The 22,144-nt window shown below is 62.2% G+C and carries 11 protein-coding genes; 3 read left to right on the top strand and 8 right to left on the bottom strand.

Translation table 11 applies throughout. The features are described from left to right. Positions 1–10,841, bottom strand: a 10,841-nt coding sequence (locus DBV08_RS28875; protein ID WP_124569675.1) for a non-ribosomal peptide synthetase, incomplete at its 3' end; no start/stop codon positions are given. Positions 10,842–11,636: 795 nt separating this feature from the next. On the opposite strand from DBV08_RS28875, the gene DBV08_RS28870 reads away from it, so the two are divergent. After that, positions 11,637–13,043 carry a wax ester/triacylglycerol synthase domain-containing protein gene (locus tag DBV08_RS28870; protein WP_124569672.1) on the top strand — a complete coding sequence of 469 codons (1,407 nt, stop codon included), beginning with the start codon at positions 11,637–11,639 and terminating at the stop codon, positions 13,041–13,043. A 32-nt stretch (positions 13,044–13,075) separates the two neighbouring features. On the opposite strand, the gene DBV08_RS28865 is transcribed toward DBV08_RS28870, so the two are convergent. The 7 genes from DBV08_RS28865 to DBV08_RS28835 are packed head-to-tail and all read right to left on the bottom strand — an operon-like array spanning position 13,076 to position 20,603. Beyond that, the gene (locus DBV08_RS28865; protein ID WP_260395802.1) at positions 13,076–13,744 is read right to left on the bottom strand and encodes a 3-oxoacid CoA-transferase subunit B; all 669 of its coding nucleotides are present in this window, start codon (positions 13,742–13,744) and stop codon (positions 13,076–13,078) included. Further along, the gene (locus DBV08_RS28860; RefSeq protein WP_007730192.1) at positions 13,741–14,496 is read right to left on the bottom strand and encodes a CoA transferase subunit A; all 756 of its coding nucleotides are present in this window, start codon (positions 14,494–14,496) and stop codon (positions 13,741–13,743) included. Before DBV08_RS28860 ends, DBV08_RS28865 begins: the two co-directional genes overlap by 4 nt. A 3-nt stretch (positions 14,497–14,499) precedes the next feature. After that, positions 14,500–15,327, bottom strand: coding sequence for a CoA ester lyase (locus tag DBV08_RS28855; protein ID WP_003942031.1), 828 nt, complete (start codon positions 15,325–15,327; stop codon positions 14,500–14,502). Continuing rightward, on the bottom strand, positions 15,324–15,812 hold the full coding sequence (locus DBV08_RS28850) for a MaoC family dehydratase (RefSeq protein ID WP_003942078.1): 489 nt from the start codon (positions 15,810–15,812) through the stop codon (positions 15,324–15,326). The genes DBV08_RS28855 and DBV08_RS28850 overlap by 4 nt, the downstream gene beginning before the upstream one ends. Further along, positions 15,809–16,972, bottom strand: a complete 1,164-nt coding sequence (locus tag DBV08_RS28845; protein WP_007730190.1) for an acyl-CoA dehydrogenase family protein — start codon at positions 16,970–16,972, stop codon at positions 15,809–15,811. The genes DBV08_RS28850 and DBV08_RS28845 overlap by 4 nt, the downstream gene beginning before the upstream one ends. After that, positions 16,972–19,008 (bottom strand): acetyl/propionyl/methylcrotonyl-CoA carboxylase subunit alpha, encoded by a 2,037-nt coding sequence (locus tag DBV08_RS28840; protein WP_124569671.1) that lies wholly within the window; start codon positions 19,006–19,008, stop codon positions 16,972–16,974. The genes DBV08_RS28845 and DBV08_RS28840 overlap by 1 nt, the downstream gene beginning before the upstream one ends. 5 nt (positions 19,009–19,013) lie before the next feature. Continuing rightward, the gene (locus DBV08_RS28835) at positions 19,014–20,603 is read right to left on the bottom strand and encodes a carboxyl transferase domain-containing protein (protein ID WP_042453308.1); all 1,590 of its coding nucleotides are present in this window, start codon (positions 20,601–20,603) and stop codon (positions 19,014–19,016) included. Between the two features lie 98 nt (positions 20,604–20,701). On the opposite strand from DBV08_RS28835, the gene DBV08_RS28830 reads away from it, so the two are divergent. Beyond that, positions 20,702–21,301 (top strand): TetR/AcrR family transcriptional regulator, encoded by a 600-nt coding sequence (locus DBV08_RS28830; protein ID WP_003941968.1) that lies wholly within the window; start codon positions 20,702–20,704, stop codon positions 21,299–21,301. 48 nt (positions 21,302–21,349) lie between these two features. Then, entirely contained in the window at positions 21,350–22,096 is a 747-nt protein-coding gene (locus tag DBV08_RS28825) for a GTP pyrophosphokinase family protein (RefSeq protein ID WP_019744227.1), read from the top strand. Positions 22,097–22,144 lie beyond the last annotated feature (48 nt).

The raw sequence follows: 22,144 nt of genomic DNA, 5'->3' as shown, positions 1-22,144 counted from the left end.
GAATCCACACCACGATCGATCTGGCCAGCGCTGAAGCGGGACAGCAGGTTTCGTTCACCATCGACCAAGATGTCAACGTCACCCACCGCTACGGTGGGATCAGCAGTCACCGCACGGAAGGTCCGTACCAGCCGATCACCGAATTCCAGAACGGTCGACTCGTCGAAGAGATCCGTCGCATACGTCAAGGCGGCTGACATCCCTGCGGGTGCGCCGGCCTCGTCGGTTCGTTCGGTCAAGGTCAACTGGAGATCGAATTTCGCCAACGCAAGATCGGCACTTTCGATCGACACTTCGAGGTCGCCCAATTCGAGCGTTGTCTGTTCGTGATTCTGGAACGTCAACGCTACCTGGAACAACGGATGACGAGCCTGCGAACGAACCGGATCGAGCGCTTCCACGATCCGCTCGAACGGAACATCCGCATGCGCGAACGCCTGCAGATCCACCTCACGCGCAGAAGCCAACAACTCCGCAAACGACATCGACGGATCAACCTCGGTACGCAACACCAAAGTATTGACGAACATACCGATCACATCGTCGAGCTGCGCCTCACCACGACCCGCGATCGGTGTACCGATCGCGATATCCGTGGTTGCGGACAAGCGCGAGAGCACGACGGCGAGAGCCGCGTGGACAACCATGAAGGGTGTCGAGTTACTGCTGTGCGCAATCGAATTGACAGCTTTGTGCAGAGCGGCGTCGATCTCGAACTCGACCTCCGCTCCGCGCCCTGACGCGACCTCGGGGCGCGGACGATCACCAGGCAGATCCAACTGCTCCGGAAGATCAGCCAACGCACCCGACCAGAACGCAATCTGCTGCGCGATGACGGACTGCGGATCGTCCTCGGACCCGAGAACCTCACGCTGCCACAACGAGTAATCCGCGTACTGCACCGGCAACGGCGTCCAAGCCGGCACCGACGCTCGTGTACGTGCTTCGTACGCAACCATCACGTCGCGGGTCAACGGACCCATCGAGAAACCGTCAGTCGAGATGTGATGCACCACGAAAACCAGGACGTATTCGCTGTCGCCGACTTTGAAGAGCTTCACGCGCAACGGAACTTCGGACGTCACGTCGAAGCCGGCCGTGGCCAGCTCGGCGACACCTGCAGCCAAGCGATCTTCCGTGATCGACACGGGGCTGAGATCGACCACAACGTCTCGAACGTCGCGGACTTCCTGGTACCCGACGCCGTCGACGTCCGGGTACAGCGTCCGCAGTGATTCGTGCCTGCCCACGACATCGATCACTGCGGCGTTGAGAGCTGCCACATCGAGGGCGCCCGAAATCCTGATCGCCGCCGGAACGTTGTTCACTGCCGATGCCGGTTCGAACCTGTTCAGGAACCACATGCGCTGCTGCGCCAACGAAAGAGGGATCCGAGCTGGCCGGGGCTGCGGCACCAGTGGCGCTGTGGCACCCGAGCCGGCGTGCAGCTCGAGCCGGACGGCGAGTGACTGCACGGTCGACGCTTCGAAGAGCGCACGAACCGGAACGCTTGTGTCGAGCGCCTCCCCCAATCGTGCGGCGACCCGGGTCGCGACCAGCGAGTTGCCTCCGAGTTCGAAGAAATCATCGTCTCGGCCGACCTGTGCCACTCCGAGAACTTCGGAGAACACCTGCGCGACAGTCTCTTCGACGGTCGTGACCGGCGCTTGGTAGACCTTCGACTCGAACACGGGCGAAGGGAGAGCTTTGATATCCGTCTTGCCCGCGGTGGTCAACGGAATCGAATCGAGCACCAGGACCGAGTCGGGAACCATGTAGCCGGTGAGGAACGTAGACACCGACTCGATGACCTGTGCGGGATCCACCTCGGCGCCGGCCTGTGGCACTACGTAGGCAACGAGGCGATCGCCGAAGTGATCGTCGGAGCGTACAAGAGCTACAGCTTGCGCAACGCCCGCGCATCGGGTCAGTGCGACCTCGATTTCGCCGAGTTCGATACGGAACCCACGGATCTTGACCTGGAAGTCGCTGCGGCCCACGTACTCCACCGCGCCACCGTCGATCCACCGGACCACATCACCCGTGCGGTACAACCGCTCACCGGGCGCCCCGAACGGGTCCGCGACAAAACGACCCGCTGTCAATGCCGGCTGTCCCAGGTATCCACGAGCGACCTGAACACCCGACACGTACAACTCACCCGCGACACCAACCGGAACGGGCTGCAAGTGGCCGTCCAAGATCCGCGCGGCCATACCCCGAATCGGGCCGCCGATGTTCATGCGGTCAAACGCGGTCAGCGCATCACTGATGTTCGACGCGACCGTCGACTCCGTCGGACCGTACGCATTGAAGAATCCACGCACACCGCCGTCCGGGAGTGGAACCGCCCACTTGGCAACGAGAGACCGCGAACTGGCTTCGCCACCGACGACAACCACCCGCAACGCGTCGAGCCCACTCGGATCCACCGATGCCAGAGCAGCGGGCGTCACGAACGCATGGGTCACGCCCTCCGAGCGCATGATCTCAGCCAATTCCGCGCCGCCGTACACCGTCGTCGGCGCAATCACCATCGTCGATGCCGCTCCGAATGCCATCAGCAACTCGAGAACGGAAGCATCGAAACTCGGCGATGCGAAATGGAGCGTCCGAGCATCGTTAGTCAACGCATAGCGCTCGACCTGCTCGGCACAGAAATTCGCCACACCGGCATTGGTGACCACAACGCCCTTGGGCAGACCCGTGGTGCCGGAGGTGTAGATGACGTAGGCAGGCTGCCGCTCGTCGATCGCACTGCGTCGATCCGAATCACTCACCGGCGCGCAAGATTCTGCCGCGCACGCCGCCGCTGTCTTCTCGTCGTCGAGAACAACCCACGTCAACGCCGACGGCAATCCTGCCTCGACGTCACTGAGGGCAAGACCCAGCACCGCACCGGAATCGGTAATCATGTGGGCGATACGGTCAACCGGATACGTCGGGTCGACGGGCACGAATGCAGCACCCGTTTTCGCCACTGCCCACAGAGCGAGAACCGAATCGGCCGAACGCGGAATCGCGATCGCGACCCGATCCTCCGGCCCGACGCCCTTCGCCATCAGAACACGAGCGAGTTGCGACGACCGCTCGTCGAGTTCGCGGTAGCTGATCGACTGACCGTCGAAGCGAATCGCATCCGCCGACGGATCCACAGCGGCCGCCGCTGTGAGGATCTCGACCAGGGTTCCCGAGACCGCCTGACCTCCACGAACATCGGCCAGCGCACCACGCTCTGCCGCATCGAGAATGTCGATGTCACCGACGACAATCGAGGGAATCGATACGACAGTCTCTAGAATACGAACCAGTCGCCGAGCAAACACTTCGACCGTCGACACGTCGAACAGATCTGCAGCAAACGTGAATTCGGCCGAGAGCCCTTGCTGGATCCCGTCTTCGCCGATCGACTCGGTTACTGCGAGTTCGAGGTCGAACTTTGCAGTGGTGGTGTCGATTTCGGCGGCCTTGATGGCCAGGCCCGGTAGTTCGAGTGTCGTTTGCGCGAGATTCTGCAAGGACAGGACAACCTGGAACAGCGGATGTCTGGCCTGCGACCTGGCCGGAGCCAAGACGTCCACCAACCGCTCGAAGGGCACGTCCGAGTGAGCGAACGCGCCGAGCGCAGAATCACTCGCCGCAGCCAGCAGATCCGTGAATGCCTGAGCCTGGTCGACCTCGGTGCGCAGAACAAGCGTGTTGACGAACATACCGACGAGATCGTCGAGCGCCTCGTCGCCACGACCGGCAACGGGAGTGCCCACGGCGATGTCCGAGGTCCCGCTCAGTCGGGCCATCAGAACGGCAAGCGCCGAGTGCAACGCCATGAAGAGCGTCGCGTTGTTCTCCCGTGCCAGCGCCTCCAATCGACGGTGCACATCCCCGGAGATCTCGAACGCGAATCGCTCGCCGCGCATCGACGCCACATCAGGCCGAGACCGGTCCGACGGAAGCTCGATCACATCCGGTAGGTCTGCCAGAGTCTCGGTCCAGTACGAGATCTGCTGCGAGATCAGTGATTCCGAGTCGTCTTCCGACCCCAGAACCTCACGCTGCCACAACGAATAGTCGGCGTACTGCACAGTCAACGGCTGCCACGCCGGCGCGATCCCGTCCTTGCGTGCCGAGTAGGCAATCATGACATCGCGAGCCAGGGGCGCCATCGACCAACCGTCAGCGGCGATGTGATGAACCACGATCGCGAGGGTGTGCTCGGTGTCGCTGACCGTCAACAGGCGGACACGGATCGGCACGTCGACGGTGACGTCGATCGCTGAGGATCCGATTGCAGCGACTCGACTTTCGAGCTCGTCCTGATCCGAAACCGACTCCACGGTCAGTCCGCCGAACGCCTCCGAAAGCGACAGAATCGACTGCTTCGGTCCGGAAGCCCCGTCCGGATACACCGTCCGGAGAACTTCGTGCCGGGCCAGTACGTCCTCGAGCGCAGTTTCCATCGCGGCAGTATCGAGATGACCAGTCAGGTGCAGAGCAAAAGTGATGTTGTAGGCAGCGGAGTCGGTATCGAAACGGTTCAGGAACCACATACGCTGCTGCGCCAACGACAGCGGAATTTCCGCGGGACGCACCTGTGCGACGAGCGCCTTCTGCCCGCCGCTACCTACGTGCGACTCGATGTGTGCGGCGAGCGCCTCGACGGTGGAAACGTCGAATAGCGTTCGCACCGGCACTGTAGTGTCGAGCGCCCGCCCCAATCGGGAGGTGACCTGAGTAGCCACCAGGGAGTTGCCACCGAGTTCAAAGAAGTCGTCGTCGAGGCCGACTCGTTCCACTCCGAGAACATCCGCAATCACCTGCGCGACAATCTCTTCCACCGGCGTGGTGGGTGCACGAAACTCGCGGACCTCGAACGTGGGAACTGGCAATGCGCGACGATTTAACTTGCCGTTCGACGTCAGGGGGATTTCCTCCACGATCATGAACGCGGAAGGAATCATGTACTCGGGAAGCTTCTCCGCGACGGCAGTCGTGAGCATCTCAGTTTCGAGGGACGTGTCACCGTCCGCGACGACGTACGCGACAAGTTGATCGCCGATCCGTTCGTCGTAGTGCATCAAGACGACGGCTTGCACGACTGACTCGAGCGACACGAGCGCGGCTTCGATCTCGCCCAATTCGATCCGCAGCCCACGCAGTTTCACCTGGAAGTCGCTGCGGCCGACATACTCCAACTGTCCCAGATCGTTCCACCGGACAAGATCGCCTGTCCGGTACATCCTGGAACCACCGTCGCCGAACGGATTTGCGACGAACCGTTCAGCCGTCACGTCGAACCGAGCACCGTAACCTCGCCCGACACCAACGCCCGCAACGTACAGCTCGCCGATCAGGCCGGCTGGGACCGGATGCAGACGAGAATCGAGCACAAACAAGTCGATGTTCGGAATCGGCGTACCGATAGGCACACCGGCGCTGTGCTCCGATGTCGCGGACAGTGCCGAAACAACATCCGAAGCCTCAGTGGGACCATAGCTGTTGACGATTCGCACTCCAGCCCGCATCAGGTGCGAGAGCCTGGGGAGTTGGATCGGCTCACCGCCGAGGAAAGCTACATCCAGTTGTGTGAGCACTCCCTCCGCATCTGCATCGGAAAGAGCGACGAAGGCGCTCGGCGACATGTTCGCAACACGGATGCCAGCTGATTCGACGATCCCGAGAATGGCATGCGGATCGAAACCATCTCCGCTCAAATGAAGCGGCACTCCACTACCGAGCGCTGCCCATATGTTCTTCTGCGTGAGGTCGAAACTCGGTGAGGACGCAACGAGGATCGGTCCGGCTTCGGGCAGTTCCGAGCGGTACCACGCGACAGTGTTCTCGATGCCTCGCATCGGCACCATCGTCGGCTTGGGACGCCCGGTCGAGCCGGACGTCGAAATCACATATCCGAGATGATCTTTCGCACCGACAGAAAGCCAGGGGTCGTCCTGGCGCTGAACGGCGGGCGCCGGTGGAAGATCAGACTTCACAACGAGTACCGGGATGTCGAGTTCGATGACGTCGACGGTCACGACACACACCGCATCGGTATCTTCCAGAATCGACTGGATGCGCTCCTGCGGGAAGCTCGGGTCGATGGGTGCGTACGCGGCTCCTACCTTCCATGCAGCCAGCATCGCCACTACCCATTGCCACGACCTGGGAACGGTCAACGCCACAACGTCGCCCGCACATACACCGGTCGCGGCCAGTTCCAGTGCGAGGAGACTGGACCGTGTGTCCAATTCCTCGTAGGTCAGTGTTCGATCGTCGTCCGCCACCGCGACGGCGTTCGGCTGAGCGTCTGCAGCCCGGTAGAAGGCCGACAGGATCGACAACTCCGGAGCACTACTGCGCGTTCCCGCCGACCAGTCGAGCACTCTTGCCGACTCGTCATTCCCGAACACGGCGATATCGCCGACCATGGTGTTTTGATCGTCGACGACGGCATTCAGGACGCGGAGGAAACGCTCGGCGAACTTCACCATTGTCGAAGCATCGAAGAGATCGGTCGCGTAGGTAAGCGTCGCGTCCAGGCCTTCGAAGTCCGTTGCGCCCTCTTGCCCCTCGGACACCATCAGCTCGATGTCGAACTTCGCGATCGGCACCTCGAGTTCCGCCGCCACGGCCTTCACTCCAGAGAACTCGAGCTCGCGCCGTCCACTGATCTCCGCGGTCAACGCAACCTGGAACAGAGGGTGACGAGCCCGTGAGCGCGGCGGATTGAGAGCCTCGACCAGGCGCTCGAATGGGACATCCGCATGTGCGTACGCAGACAAGCCCGAATCACGAACTCGCTGAATCAAATTGGCGAATGACTCATCAGGATCGACCTCGGTGCGAAGCACCAGGGTGTTCACGAACATGCCGATCACGTCGTTGAGTGCTTGATCGCCTCGCCCGCCGATCGGGGCACCGATCGCGATGTCGGAGGTACCACTGATCCGGCTCAACAGCGTTGCATAGGCCGCCTGCAACACCATGAACAGCGAGACGCTCCTCGAACGCGCCAACTCGTTCAGCTTGCGCGTCGTGCGTTCGCTGATCTGAAAATGGTGCTTGGCACCGTGATTGGACGCGACGGCAGGACGAGGTCGGTCTGTGGGCAGATCCAACTGATCCGGCAGATCAGCGAGCGCCCGGCGCCAATAGTTGATCTGGCGAGACGATTCCGATCGGGGGTCTTCGTCGGATCCCAGTGCTTCGCGTTGCCACAGCGCGTAATCGGCGTACTGAATCGGCAGCGGCGTCCACGCCGGCGCAGACTTCTCACTTCGCGCCGAGTATGCGACGAGAAGGTCACGTGCGAGCGGACGGAACGACAGTCCGTCGGCAGCGATGTGATGGAGAACCATCACCAGCACGTAGTCCGTCGGAGACACCTCGAAGAGGGCAACCCGTACCGGAATTTCGAGCGTCACGTCGAAGCCGCGAGACGCCACGTCGAACAGGGCCGCGTCGAGATGCGAATTCCGAATCTTGACCGGGTTCAACTCCACTGCAGCCCGGTCGACCGGCAGAACCAGTTGTTGCGCGGTTCCGTCGACATCGGGGTAGATCGTGCGCAGAGACTCGTGCCGCTCGAGAAGGTCCATCACCGCGGCATGCAGGGCAGACGGGTCCACCGAACCGGTGAGCCGGACCGTGAACGGAAGGTTGTACGCGGGTGTCGACGGGTCGAGACGGTTGATGAACCACATACGCTGCTGCGCAAGCGAGAGCGGGACGACCTCGGGACGAGGCTTGGCGATCAGCGGGGTGAGCTGCCTGGCGTTGCCCGCCACCGACTCGGCGCGGGCCGCCAAGGTAGCGACCGTGGTGGATTCGAAAAGCTCCCGAACGCCGAGTTGCACTCCCAATGCCGAACCCACTCGGGTCACCAATTGTGTTGCAACCAGAGAGTTTCCACCGAGCTCGAAGAAGTCGTCATCGATACCGACGCGCTCGACACCGAGCACGTCGGCAAACACGTCAGCCACGATGCGTTCGATTTCGGTGCGGGGCTCGCGGTACTGCTTCGCACTCGCGAACACCGGCTCGGGCAACCCGGCACGATCCAATTTGCCACTCGTGTTGAGCGGCAACGCATCGAGCACCATCAACGCGGCCGGAACCATGTACGACGGGAGGCTTCGACCGGCGAACTCGCTGAGGACAGCAGCATCGATGTTTCGGCCAGGCCCCGGCACGACGTAGCCGACCAATTGATCACCGGTCGGGGTGACGGTCACCAAGACGACAGCCTGGGAAACATCGGGGTGTGCTAGAAGAACGGTCTCGATTTCGCCGAGCTCGATGCGCTGCCCACGGAACTTCACCTGGAAGTCGGTACGCCCGATGTAGTCGAGATTTCCGTCCTCACGGCGTCGGACGAGGTCTCCGGTCCGGTACATACGCTCACCGGCCGTGCCGTACGGATTGGCGACGAACCGATCCGAGCTCAGATCAGGTCGACCCACGTACCCACGCGCGAGTTGGACGCCGGCGAGGTAGAGCTCACCCGGCTGCCCGATGGGCGTCGGTCGAAGTTGCCCGTCCAGTACGTGTGCCTGAGTGTTCCACTGCGGCATACCGATCGGCACGGAAGTAGTGTCCGAGGACACGGCCTCATAGTACGTGACCGACACCGCGGCTTCAGTCGGACCGTACAGGTTGTGCAGTCCGGCTCCACAGAGTTCACGGAAGGCGGAAGATGTCTCCGGTGGGAGCGCCTCGCCGATGACGAACACGTGGCGCAACGAATCACAAGATCCGGCAGGTGCGTTCGCAGTGAACAGCGTGAGCATGGATGGCACGAAGTCGGTGATCGTGACGCCGAGTTCCGCGATCTTGTTTGCCACGTAGATCGGGTCTCGATGACCGTCCGGAGTCGCAACTACCAGTGTGGCGCCGACCTGCAACGGCATGAAGAATCCCCACAGCGACACGTCGAATGTCGTGGCGGTCTTCTGCAGGTAGATGTCCGACGCCGAAAGCCCGTACTCGGTGTTCATCCACTGAAGCTGATTGTTGATCGCTGCATGAGTGACCGCGACACCCTTGGGTCGCCCGGTCGACCCCGAGGTGTAGATCACGTACGCAGTGTTCGAGAAATGCAAGGGAGACAGTCGATCTGCGTTGGCGATCGACCTACCGTCGAGCTGTTCGTAGTCGAGGGTGTCGATCTCGATCACCCGTGTCCCCTCGGGCAGATCCACATCGTCCCGCGCAGTAGTCACAACACACGTGGGCTGCGCCGACTCGAGAATATATGCGGTGCGGTCGGCTGGATGGTCGGGATCTACCGGCACCCAGGCTCCGCCGGCCTTGGCGATCGCGTACAGACCGACCATCAGGTCCAGAGACCTGCGGATCGACAGTCCCACAAGCGATTCGGGCCCAACACCCATGCCGATGAGCTGACGGGCCAAACCGTTTGCGCGGGCGTCGAATTCGGCGTACGTGAGGCTGGCGCCTTCGAAAACGACAGCGGTGGCATCGGGCGTACGCTCGACTTGACGCTCGAATGCTTCGGTGATGGTCTGCGAGGCAACGTGGAAGCCGGTGCGGTTCCACAATGCAACCTTGTTCCGCTCCTCGTCGGTTGCGACAGGGAGATCCCAGACCTTGCGGCTCGTTTCGGCCGAGACGAACTTCTCGAGGAACTCCACGAACCGCGAGTGATTTCGCTGGGCGTCAGCGGGCCCGTACAGATTGGGATTCGACTCGAAGTCGATGTGCGTACGGGTGTCGCCGACGCTCTGGTACAGGTTGACACCGAGGTCTTCGATCAACCCCGTGGACAGGATGTGAAGCTCGCCGACGAGGGGCCCGAACGCCAACTCGGTGGAAAACATCATGATGTTGATCCACGGGCCGAAGAATCCGCCCCGACCCGGCCCGTCACCGCCGCGAACCATGTCCTCGTGTCGGTACCGCTGGTGGCGCAGTGCGCCGGACATTTCGTTCCTGACGTCGTCCAGAAGATCCTGGACGGTGGTGTCCGCAGTGACGGTCAGTCGCAGCGGGACGACGTTGGAGACCATGCCACCGGACCGGCGCAGCACGGCTGTCGTTCGACCGGAAACGGGCAAACTCAGCGACACGTCCTCTCGTCCGGTCATCTGAGCGAGGTACGCCGCAAACGCCGCGACGACAGTGCCGGCAACAGTGGTCTTCTCTACGCGCTCGAGGAACCGCCCGAGCAGCGCCTCGACGTGGTTGGACAGCGCTGCACTGTCGATCCGACTGACCGGAGCAGGCGCGGCACTTCGACCCGCGAGGCTCGAGATCTCGTCGAGATTCTCGATCTTGTCTGCCCAGTACTTGCGATCGGTTTCGAACCGACTCGACTGGCGGTACTTGTTGTCCACCTCGTAGACGTTCCGGAGATCGGAGGCCTCGCTCGGCTCCGGATCCCGGCCCGCCACGCGCGCCGAGTACAACTCCGCCACACGAGTGACGAACGTCGAGGCACCGAAACCGTCGAGAATTGTGTGGTGAACCCGTGTGTACCAGTAGTAGCGATTCTCGCCGAGTCGCAGAATGGTGGCAGAGATCAGTCGGTCCGTAAGCATGTCGATCGGCCGACTGCGATCTGCACGCATCCACTGCATCGCCGCATCGTGCGAATCGTCCTCACTCCGAAGGTCCACATAGCCAACCGAATCATCGAGCGTGGCGTCGATGATCTGGTACGGCTGGGCGTCGATCTCGAAGATCCGAACGAAGGCCGACCCGATTTCGCGGCCGGCGTCGGCACACGCCTGACGAAGCACGTCGAGCGCCAGCACTCCACGGAGTTCTACGTACTGGGCGATATTCACCGGAACAGAGGGGTCGAGGTGCTGAGCGAACCACATGCCGAGCTGCGCCGCAGAGAGTGGGAATGCGCCTGATCGCTGAACGTCCTCCGGCGAGCTGCCGACCTCCGGCTTGCCGCTCCCCAGTTCTCCGTTATTCAGCGAATTCACGCCCACAGCCTCTCTTCCACACCATTGCGCACCCGCCTGAATCGAAGTCCAATTCACAGCAAGTACCGATCCCGTTCGCCCGCAGCGAGCCAGAACCTCCCATTATCTCTGATGCGTCAAAGCCACAGCAAAGCAACACCACGCATATCGGGCGGCCCGGTCCGGATTGTTACAATGTCCACGATCACAGACGCAGCGCGGACTCCGCGGTTTGCTACCCCCAATGCATTAGATGTAAACCAACCAGCCCCCACGCAACTGAACCGCGGCCGACCGAACTGGCGAGGCCGACACCCCAGAGTCCGATACGGGCGATCTCGCTCCGATCCCCGAAAACTCTACAGGCACGCCACTTGCCACCAGTCCGGGCGGTATCTCGTGACAATCGCACCGTCGAAGCGACAAAGCGGCCCTGCGGGGCAATTGCGACAGCGATTCAAGTCTACGACTGTGTCCTACACACGACTCGGAAAGCTGCCCTAGCGACATGTGTTAATAGTGACGCGTGTAGTAAGTACATATATGCGCCCGTCGATGGCGGCGTCGCGTAAACCTCTGCGTGACTGCGGGCTAAGAGTCCGCCGCGGCAAGCCCCCGATTAGGGTCCTCCAAATGAGATCTCAACGGATCTCCGCTATCGTAGGTTGGACACTCATTAACTGGACGACAAGTACTGGAAGGTGAATCAATATCCCAAAATATTTTCGCATTAACCCAACAGATGCGTACTACGTCTACAGTCGACATCCTGACATCTACAGCCTGCAGGTCTTCGATTGCGATGACAGCGGGAATGCGCCATCAGCGAGGCAAATTCGCGAGCATCTCGCACAGCGAATGAACAGAATTCCCATTCTTGGAGAACACCTCGAAGACGACCCCGTAAAATTGGACTACCCCTACAGAGTCGCCGACTCCAGTGGAATCGATTCACATATTAACGAAGTCTTCGTCCACGGGAAAACGTGGAGTGAGTGCATGCGCGATTTTTCCAAACTAATGGAGACTCGGCTGGATCCGTATAAGAGCTTGTGGCAGGTTCACGTGCTGCGCGAAATCATGGATGTACCAGGATCTCGCGGGCCTGCAACCGCGCTGGTTTTCCAGTTTTCGCACTGTGCCACTGACGGACTTGGATCAGTCGACCTGGTTCGTGCACTGCTGGCATCGACTCAAACTGTTTGTGAACCCGCACCCGATGACTTGGCTTCCCGCCCGCGCCTCCGCCACTCGATGTTTGGAGCTGTCCGGGGCTCTTACAACTCATTACGACTTGCTTCGCAGACAGCAGGCAACTACGTCCGCTCAAGGACAACGAAGACCGCCGACACAATAGAGCTGCCAACCCCTGGATTTCTCGCGGGCCCATCGCTCGGCAGACCAATGTCGCGAACATTTCCACTGGCCCTCGCCGATCTTCGAGTACCTGGTTTCACAATCACGGAAACTCTCGCAACCGCGGTCTCCCTTGCGATCGAGCGCTATGCAAAGGCCTTTGAACTACCCATCGCGACATACCGATGCAATGTTCCGGTCGCTCTTCCGCCACGTTCCACCAGCCGTGATCTCAATCGGATCTCGCCATGTGCGATCGATCTCCACGTGCTTACTGAGGATTTGACGCTTCGAGCGAGCTCGATCAGTCAAGAGTTGAGGGACGGAAAGCATGCCGCAACTAGCGCCGCTGCGGAGAAATTCAGATCATTTGTGAACCAAGTGCCTGCGCCAGCTCTTCGCATCTTCACCCGGATTGAAGCGCGAAAGCTCGAGGTCCCCTGTGAGCGAGTCAGTGTGCACACGAAGCTGGCCAGCTATCGCGCGGGTCCAGCAGATACAACTCTTGCCGGCGCACCGGTACTGTTTGCCAGTTCGTTGCCGTCGATAGGTTTCAATATTCGACTTGCTCACAACGCAATTGGGCTGGGGGACACAGTATGCATATCTATAACCGCAGCACCGGAGGCGATTGCCGATATCGAATTCTACGAGAAGACCGTAAGATCATCGATCGTTGACGTAGTCACAGCGCTGCGCCTGGGTGTGTCATCTGACAGCAGCCAAGATGAGTTTGGCCGTACAAACCCGCTATGAACGACCACATACTTCGACTGAATCCCGCTCCCTTACCTCTGGTCGGCTAGTAAGGACAGGGCCGCACCGGTGACGCTCTTCAGGTGCTCGCTGCTGACCCCTGGAGCTAGCTCCACAAGCTGCAGCCCGTCCGCGGTGACGTCCAGCACTGCCAGGTCGGTGATGATCCGGTGGACGACTCCCTGACCGGTAAGCGGCAGCGTGCACGCCTCGACGATCTTGGGATTGCCGTCGCGGTCGGTGTGCTCCATCACGACGATGACGCGGCGGGCTCCGTGGACCAGGTCCATCGCCCCGCCCATACCCTTCACCATCTTGCCCGGCACCATCCAGTTGGCAAGGTCGCCGGTCTTCGACACCTGCATCCCGCCGAGCACCGCGGTGTCGATGTGTCCGCCGCGGATCATCCCGAAGGAGAGGGCCGAGTCGAAGAACGCGGCACCGGGATTGACGGTGACGGTTTCTTTACCGGCATTGATGAGGTCGGCATCGACCTGATCGTCCGTCGGGTACGGCCCGGTGCCGAGGATGCCGTTTTCGCTGTGAAGGACCACCTTGACGCCCTCGGGCAGGTAGCTGGGGATCAGCGTCGGCAGGCCGATGCCGAGGTTGACGTACTCACCCGGCCGCATCTCGGCGGCAGCGCGAGCGGCCATCTCGTGGCGGGTCCAGCCGATACGAGTTTCCTCTGCACTGGTCACTTGGTACCTCCTGAGACGGTCCGCTTCTCGATCCGCTTCTCCTGCGGGCCTGTATGCACGACGCGCGCGACGAACACTCCAGGTAGGTGCACGTGCGCGGGGTCGATGTCGCCCGGCTCGACGAGGTTCTCCACCTGCGCGATGGTGATCCGGCCGGCCATGGCAGCAAGCGGGTTGAAGTTCATCGCCGTCTTGTTGAAGACGAGATTTCCTTCGGTGTCGCCGTAGTCCGCGTGCACGAGCGCGAAGTCAGCGGTGATCGCCTCTTCCAATACATACGTGCGGCCACCGAACACTGCCGTCGCCTTCGGTGGCGACGCCACGGCGATCGAACCGTCCGGGTTGTATCGCCACGGCAAGCCGCCCTCGGCGATCGGTGTGCCGACACCGGCCGGAGTGTAGAACGCCGGAATGCCGGTACCGCCTGCTCGCAGCCGCTCGGCCAGCGTCCCCTGCGGCGTCAACTCCACTTCGAGCTCACCGGCGAGATACTGGCGGGCGAACTCCTTGTTCTCCCCCACGTACGACGCCGTCACCCTGGCGATCCGGTGCGCGCCGAGCAGGATGCCGAGACCGTAGTCGTCGACACCGCAGTTGTTGGAGAACACCTCGAGATCGGTGGCGTCGCCGTCGGCGATCGCCGCGATCAGTGCGTCGGGAATACCGCACAGCCCGAAGCCGCCCACTGCGAGCCTGGATCCGCTCGCGATGTCGGCAACTGCCTCAGCTGCCGTATTCACGACTTTGCTCATCCGCTAGTTCTCCTTCTGCTGAAAGATTCCGGCTCGGTGAAGAAGCTTCTCGGCGTGACGAAGAACGGGAGCGTCGACCATCTTGCCCTCGAACGCGAACACACCACGTTCAGTAGACACCGCGGCAAGCACTCGTGTGGCCCAGTCGATCTCTTTTTCCGAAGGTGCGAATGCACCACGGATGACCTCGACCTGACTCGGGTGGATCGCAACCTTCACGTCGAAGCCGACTGCGACGGCGTCAGCGGACTCGACGCCGAGGCCCACGAGGTCCTTGATGTCGAGGTACACGGAATCGACCGCCAACCGGCCGTAGCTCTTCGCGGCCAGCAGAGACGTAGATCGGACATGCTTGGCAACGTCGCGGTACGAACCGTTCGGGTGTCTGCTCGAGTTACCACCGAGACCGGCAACCAGATCCTCGGCTCCCCACATGACACCGATGGCGTTCGCAGCAAGCGCGATGTCGGCCACGGCGAGGGCTCCGCGTGGGGATTCGACGAGTGCAACCACGTCCGCCGGTGCGAGCGAGAGAACGTCCTCCGCCGATTCGCATTTGGACAGCATGAGACGCGAATAGTGTGTGCCGTCCAGCGCGATCAGATCGAGTTCGTGATCAGGTGTACCGACCGGATTGACGCGCACGACCGTCCGCTCGGGATCGAGAGGCGTGTCGATCAGGGCCGCACGTGCGGCTTCCTTGTCGGCCGGAGCCACACCGTCTTCGAGATCGAGGATCACGACGTCGGCAACAGCCGCGGCCTTCGCATAGCGCTCGGGACGATCCGCCGGGCAGAACAACCACGCCGGCCCCGGCGGCGTCCACGTCATGAGGACACCTCAGCCGGGCGGAGCTGCACCAACGTCTTGCGCGTGGCCAGTGCGACGACGTCACCGTGCTGGTTGCGACCGGTGTGCACGAGCGTCACGATGCCTTCACCTGGACGGCTCTTCGACTCACGCTTGTCCGCGATGAGCGTCTCGGCATACAAAGTGTCGCCGTGAAAGAGCGGCTTCGGGAAGCTGATCTCGGAGAAACCGAGGTTGGCGACGATGGTGCCCTGCGTCAACTGCGCGACCGAGAGGCCCACGATGGTCGACAGGGTGAACATCGAATTGACCAGCCGCACACCGAATTGAGTGTCCTCGCTGTACGCGGCATCGAGATGCAGCGCCTGCGTGTTCATCGTCAAAGTCGTGAACAGGACGTTGTCAGCCTCGGTCACCGTTCGTCCTGGGCGGTGCTCGTAGATCGCGCCGACCTCGAACTCCTCGAACCAGAGCCCGCGCTGAGTGATCTTCTTGGGGTTCGTCACAGCCCTGCCTCACGGGCGATGAGCATCAACTGCACCTCGGTGGTTCCCTCACCGATTTCGAGGATCTTGCTGTCACGGTAGTGGCGCGCGACGGCGTACTCGTTCATGAAGCCGTATCCGCCGTGGATCTGCGTGGCGTCGCGAGCGTTGTCCATGGCAGCTTCGGAGGAGATGAGCTTGGCGATGGATGCCTGCTTCTTGAACGGCTTGCCCGACAACATGAGTGCGGCCGCGTCGTAATACGCGGTACGTGCGACGTGGGCGCGAGCCTCCATACGCGCGATCTTGAACGCGATGGCCTGGTTGTGTCCGATGGGGCGACCGAACGCCTCGCGTTCCTTGGCGTATTTGATCGACTCGTCGACGCAGCCCTGGGCGGCACCGACACTCAACGCTGAAATGGCGATGCGGCCTTCGTCGAGGATGCGCAGGAAGTTCGCGTAGCCGCGGCCGCGCTCACCGAGCAGATTCTCTTCGGGGACACGAACATCCGCGAACGTGAGCGGATGGGTGTCGGATGCGTTCCAACCGACTTTGTTGTACGCCGGTTCTGCCGTGAAGCCGGGCGTCGTGGTCGGCACCAGGATCGTCGAGATCTCCTTCTTGCCACCGTCCTTGACACCCGTGACCGCGGTGACCGTCACGAGCTTGGTGATGTCGGTGCCAGAGTTGGTGATGAACTGCTTGTTGCCGTTGATGATCCACTCACCGCTGTCGAACTTCGCGGTGGTCTTGGTTCCGCCGGCGTCGCTACCCGCACCGGGCTCGGTCAGGCCGAAGGCAGCCAACGACTTGCCGCTGGTGAGCTGCGGAAGCCACTCCTGCTTCTGTGCCTCGTTACCGAAACGGTAGATCGGCATTGCGCCGAGGGACACACCAGCTTCGAGAGTGATCGCGACGCTCTGGTCGACCTTGCCCAACTCTTCGAGCGCCAGGCAGAGCGCGAAGTAGTCGCCGCCCATTCCGCCGTACTCCTCGGGGAAGGGCAGGCCGAACAGTCCCATGTCGGCCATCCCGGCCACCACCTCGTACGGGAAGGTGTGGTTGGCGTCGTGCTCGGCAGCAACCGGTGCCACGACGGTCTTGGCGAAGTCGGCAACAGTCTTGGCGAGCTGCTGGTATTCGTCCGGAAGCGCTCCGGTGGCAAGGTAATCGGACATCAGGCGTCTTCCTTCTGCGTCGTGTTCTCGGTCTTTACTTCTGCAGTCTCTTCGTCGGCAGGTACCACGCGGGCCAGAACCTGATCCACCATCACCTGATCGCCCTGACGGACAAGCACTTCCACGATCCCGTCGATCGGGGACGTCAAGGAGTGCTCCATCTTCATGGCCTCGACCACGACGAGTGGTTGTCCCGCGCTCACTGCCGCGCCGTTCTCGACGTTGACCGCGATGACGGCACCGGGCATGGGGCTGGCGATTTCGGCATCACCGGCATGCTTGTCCTCACCGCGGACGCTGACTTCGGCAACCTCGCGCACGTGCCAGGTTCCGCCGCCCGCGAGCCACAAACCACCGTCGGTCTCGGCGACGACGAACGTGCGTCGGCGTCCGTCGATCACTACCGCCAGTTCGGATCCCTTCAGGGTTGCGCTGAATGCGCGCGGCTGGGAACCTTCGACATCGACCTTTGCATCCGCGGGAACCCCGACGATCGCAACGTGCGCCGTTCGGGTGCCGGCGGAGAGCCTGATGCTGGTCGGAGCGGGAGTTCCGACGCGCCACCCACTCGGGACGTCCCAGGGATCAACGGATTCCGGAGTTGTCCACCGCGAGAGCCAGCGATAGGCCGCGGCAGCAATGAGAACCTCGTCGGAGGCGTCGGCTGCGACGAAGTCTTCGACGCGACGATCGAGCAGACCGGTGTCGAGATTGCCCGCGATCACGTCCGGATCAGCGAGAAGGAATCGTGCGAACTCGATGTTGGTCACGACTCCGAGCACTGCGGTGTCACCGAGTGCGCGATCGAGCTTGCGCAGTGCGCCCGCGCGGTCGGGAGCGTGGGCGATGACCTTGCTGAGCATCGGGTCGTAGTCACTGCCGACGACGGTGCCCGCGAGCAGTCCCGAATCGACGCGCACGCCGGAACCGGACGGCTCGACCAGATCGACGACGCGGCCGCCGGTCGGCAGGAACCCGCGGCCCGGATCCTCCGCGTACACACGAGCTTCGATGGCGTGCCCGGTCAGTGTGATGTCGCTCTGGGAGAAGGCCAACTTCTCCCCTGCTGCCACACGAACCTGCCATTCGACCAGATCCAGTCCGGTCACCATTTCGGTGACGGGGTGCTCGACCTGCAGGCGGGTGTTCATCTCCATGAAGAAGAACTCGTCCGGCTTGTCGGCGGAGACGATGAACTCGACAGTGCCGGCGCCGGTGTAATCGACGCTTCGAGCGGTGTTGCACGCTGCCGCGCCGATCCGGTCACGGGTCACCTGATCGAGCAGCGGCGACGGAGCCTCTTCGATGACCTTCTGGTGACGCCGCTGCAGGCTGCATTCGCGCTCACCGAGGTGAACGACGTTGCCGTGCTGGTCGGCGAGAACCTGGACCTCGATGTGCCGGGGCCGCAAGACGAATCGCTCGAGGAACAGGGTGTCGTCACCGAACGACGACGCGGCCTCACGGCGGGCACTACGAAGAGCCTCGGCCAGATTGGCCGGATCCTCGACCAGACGCATTCCCTTGCCACCGCCACCTGCCGAAGGCTTGACCAACACCGGGTAGCCGATGTCCTCGGCTGCGGCGATGAGTTCTTCGTCGGTCAGATTCGGGCGCGCGATACCCGGGACCACCGGCACGTCGAACGCGGCAACAGCGTTCTTCGCGGTGATCTTGTCGCCCATCACCTCGATGGCCCGCTCGGAGGGGCCGAGGAAGGCAATTCCGGCAGCCGCACAGGCAGCCGAGAACGCCGAGTTCTCCGACAGGAAGCCGTAACCGGGGTGAATACCCTGAGCGCCGGTGGACTTGGCAGCGTCGATGACCTTGTCGATGACGAGGTAGCTTTCACGCGCCGCGGCCGGTCCGATGTTGACGGCAGTGTCGGCCTCGCGGACGTGGCGAGCATTCGCGTCGGCGTCGCTGTAGACGGCGACGCTGCGAATCCCCAACTCACGCAACGTGCGGATCACGCGAACCGCGATCTCACCGCGGTTGGCCACGAGAACAGTATCGATAGTGCGCAACTCAGTCATTTCGCTCACATCCGGAAGACGCCGTAGGAGACCGGCTCGATCGGTGCGTTTGCGCACACCGAAAGGGCCAGGCCGAGAACAGTTCTGGTATCTGCGGGGTCGATGACACCGTCATCCCACAGCCGTGCGGTGGAGTAGTACGGATTGCCCTGAGCCTCGTACTGCTCGCGGATCGGCGCCTTGAAGGATTCTTCGTCCTCGGCCGACCACGGATTACCCGCACTGTCGAGCTGGTCACTACGAACGGTCGAGAGCACCGACGCGGCCTGCTCGCCGCCCATGACCGAGATGCGCGCGTTCGGCCACATCCACAGGAAGCGAGGTGAATACGCGCGTCCACACATCGAGTAGTTGCCGGCGCCGTACGAGCCGCCGATGACAACCGTCAGCTTAGGGACCCGTGCACACGCAACTGCCGTGACCATCTTGGCGCCGTGCTTGGCGATGCCGCCTGCCTCGTAATCGCGTCCCACCATGAAGCCCGCGATGTTCTGCAGGAACAGAAGCGGCACACTGCGCTTGTCGCACAGTTCGATGAAATGTGCTCCCTTCATGGCGGATTCGCCGAAGAGCACGCCGTTGTTGGCGATGATGCCGACCGGATGGCCCTCGATGTGGGCGAAACCGGTGACGAGCGTCTTGCCGTACTCGGCCTTGAACTCCTGGAACGCACCACCGTCGACGAGCTTGGTGATCACCTCGTGCACGTCGTACGGAGTACGGGGATCGGTCGGAACGACGTCGTAGAGCTCGCTCTGATCGGCGACGGGCGGAACGGTGGAGATGACGTCCCACGGGCGTTCGGAGCGGGGGCCGAGTGTGGCAATGATGTTGCGCACGATGCGAAGTGCGTCGCGGTCGTCCTCGGCCAGGTGATCGGTGACGCCGGAAACCTTGGAGTGCAGGTCGCCGCCGCCGAGCTCTTCCGCCGTGACGATCTCACCGGTGGCCGCCTTCACCAGCGGCGGACCACCGAGGAAGATGGTGCCCTGGTTGCGGACGATCACTGCTTCGTCACTCATCGCGGGCACGTAGGCGCCGCCCGCGGTGCACGAACCGAGAACTGCGGCGATCTGGGGAATCCCCTTGGCGCTCATGGTCGCCTGGTTGTAGAAGATCCGGCCGAAGTGCTCGCGGTCCGGGAAGACTTCGTCCTGGCGCGGCAGGAAAGCGCCGCCGGAGTCGACGAGGTAGATGCAGGGAAGGTTGTTCTGCAACGCAACTTCCTGCGCGCGCAGGTGCTTCTTCACCGTCATCGGGTAGTAGGTGCCGCCCTTGACCGTCGCGTCGTTGGCGACGATGACGCACTCGCGGCCCGACACACGGCCGATACCGGTGATGACGCCGGCGCCGGGGCACTCGTCGTCGTACAGGCCGTTGGCCGCCAGCGGGGACAGCTCGAGGAACGGGCTGCCCTGATCGAGCAGCGAGTCAACGCGATCTCGCGGCAGCAGTTTCCCTCTGCTCACGTGGCGCTCGCGAGAGCGCTCGTTGCCGCCCAGCGCTGCTTGCGCCAGTTTCTTCTTCAGTTCGTCCACCAGAACGGTGTGATCGGACCGGTAGCCCGATCCTTGCGTGATTCCACTGGGAGTCATCCCGCCGCCTTCGCCATGAGTTAATGCTCGATAACTGAAACTAGATTAACTATGATTAACTGAGTTGTCCAGAACACAAGCGAAGAAAGATCGAGAGAATGACCTCTGAGCAGGTAGCAGCTCCGACGCGACGCGATCAGATGAAGGCCGACCGTCGTCGTCAACTCTTGGACGCCGCCGCCCGGTTGATCGCCGAGCGCGGATTCGTGAGTGTGCGACTCGAAGACCTCGGCGCGGCCGTCGGCATCAGCGGCCCGGCCGTGTACCGGCATTTCCCCAACAAGGATGCCGTCCTCGTGGAACTTCTCGTCGGCATCAGCACACGACTGCACGAAGGCGGATCAGCGGCAGCAGAGGCAGCGGACTCACCGAGCGCTGCTCTCGACGCACTGGTGGAGTTCCACCTCGACTTCGCACTGGGCGAGCCAGACCTGATCCGTATCCAGGACCGCGACCTCGAAAGCCTGCCGGCCGACGCGCGTCGACAAGTACGCCAAACGCAGCGCAAGTACGTCGAGGTCTGGGTCGGTGTGCTCGAGCAACTCGATCCCCAACTCGACCAGGCGGATGCGCGCATCAAAGCGCACGCCACCTTCGGCCTGATCAACTCGACCCCTCACAGCGCCAACCCCGCTTCGCCGGCACGCGCACGCCGCGTCCTGCGGGATATGACACTCGCCGCACTGCGCACCCACTGAAACCGGACACGGCACAATCGGTGGCAGACTGGTTACACCAGCTAACAGATGAGGGTGCCGAACGTGGAAGACAGCAGTGGGGTCAGCCGGGCCGATTTCGCCGAACTGCGGACCGAGTTCTCCCGCTTCATGATGTTGTACCAATTCGGAATCTCCGAACTGATGACCAAGGTGAACATCCTCAAGGACGAGTTCACTCACATCAATCAGTACAGCCCCATCGAACACGTGACGTCACGAGTCAAGTCGCCGGACAGCATCCTACGTAAGGCTCAACGCCTGAACATCCCGCTCACGATCGACGACATCTCGAAGAACATCTTCGACATCGCCGGCGTGCGCATCACCTGCAGCTTCATTTCCGACACGTACCGCATCGCCGAGATGCTCACCAGCCAGACGGACCTTCGGGTGATCGAGCGCGAGGACTACATCGCCGATCCGAAACCCAACGGCTACAAGAGCCTGCACTTGATCGTCGAGGTCCCGGTTTTCATGAGTGACCGCGTCCGGCACGTTCCGATCGAACTCCAGATCCGCACCATCGCGATGGATTTCTGGGCGAGCCTCGAACACAAGATCTACTACAAGTACAACCGCGAGGTTCCCGTCGAACTCCTCGACGAACTCACCGAGGCTGCTGCCGCGGCACACCGCCTCGACGTCAAGATGGAACGCCTCAACGACGAGTTCGCGAAGATCAAAGCGCTTCCGCATCCTGACGACGAAATCCTCGAGCAGGATCTGCCTGCCCAGTTCCTCGAGGCGCTGCATCTGCAGCGACGGGCGCTCTGAATTTAGGCACCCCTCCCCTGAGCGAACGCGCCTTTCGGCGCACCTGAG

It is taken from the genome of Rhodococcus sp. KBW08 (genome assembly GCF_003852455.1).
Lineage (GTDB): Bacteria > Actinomycetota > Actinomycetes > Mycobacteriales > Mycobacteriaceae > Rhodococcus_F > Rhodococcus_F baikonurensis.
The sequence above is the reverse complement of the archived record's forward strand: the minus strand, read 5'-3'. Positions and strand labels throughout refer to the sequence as shown.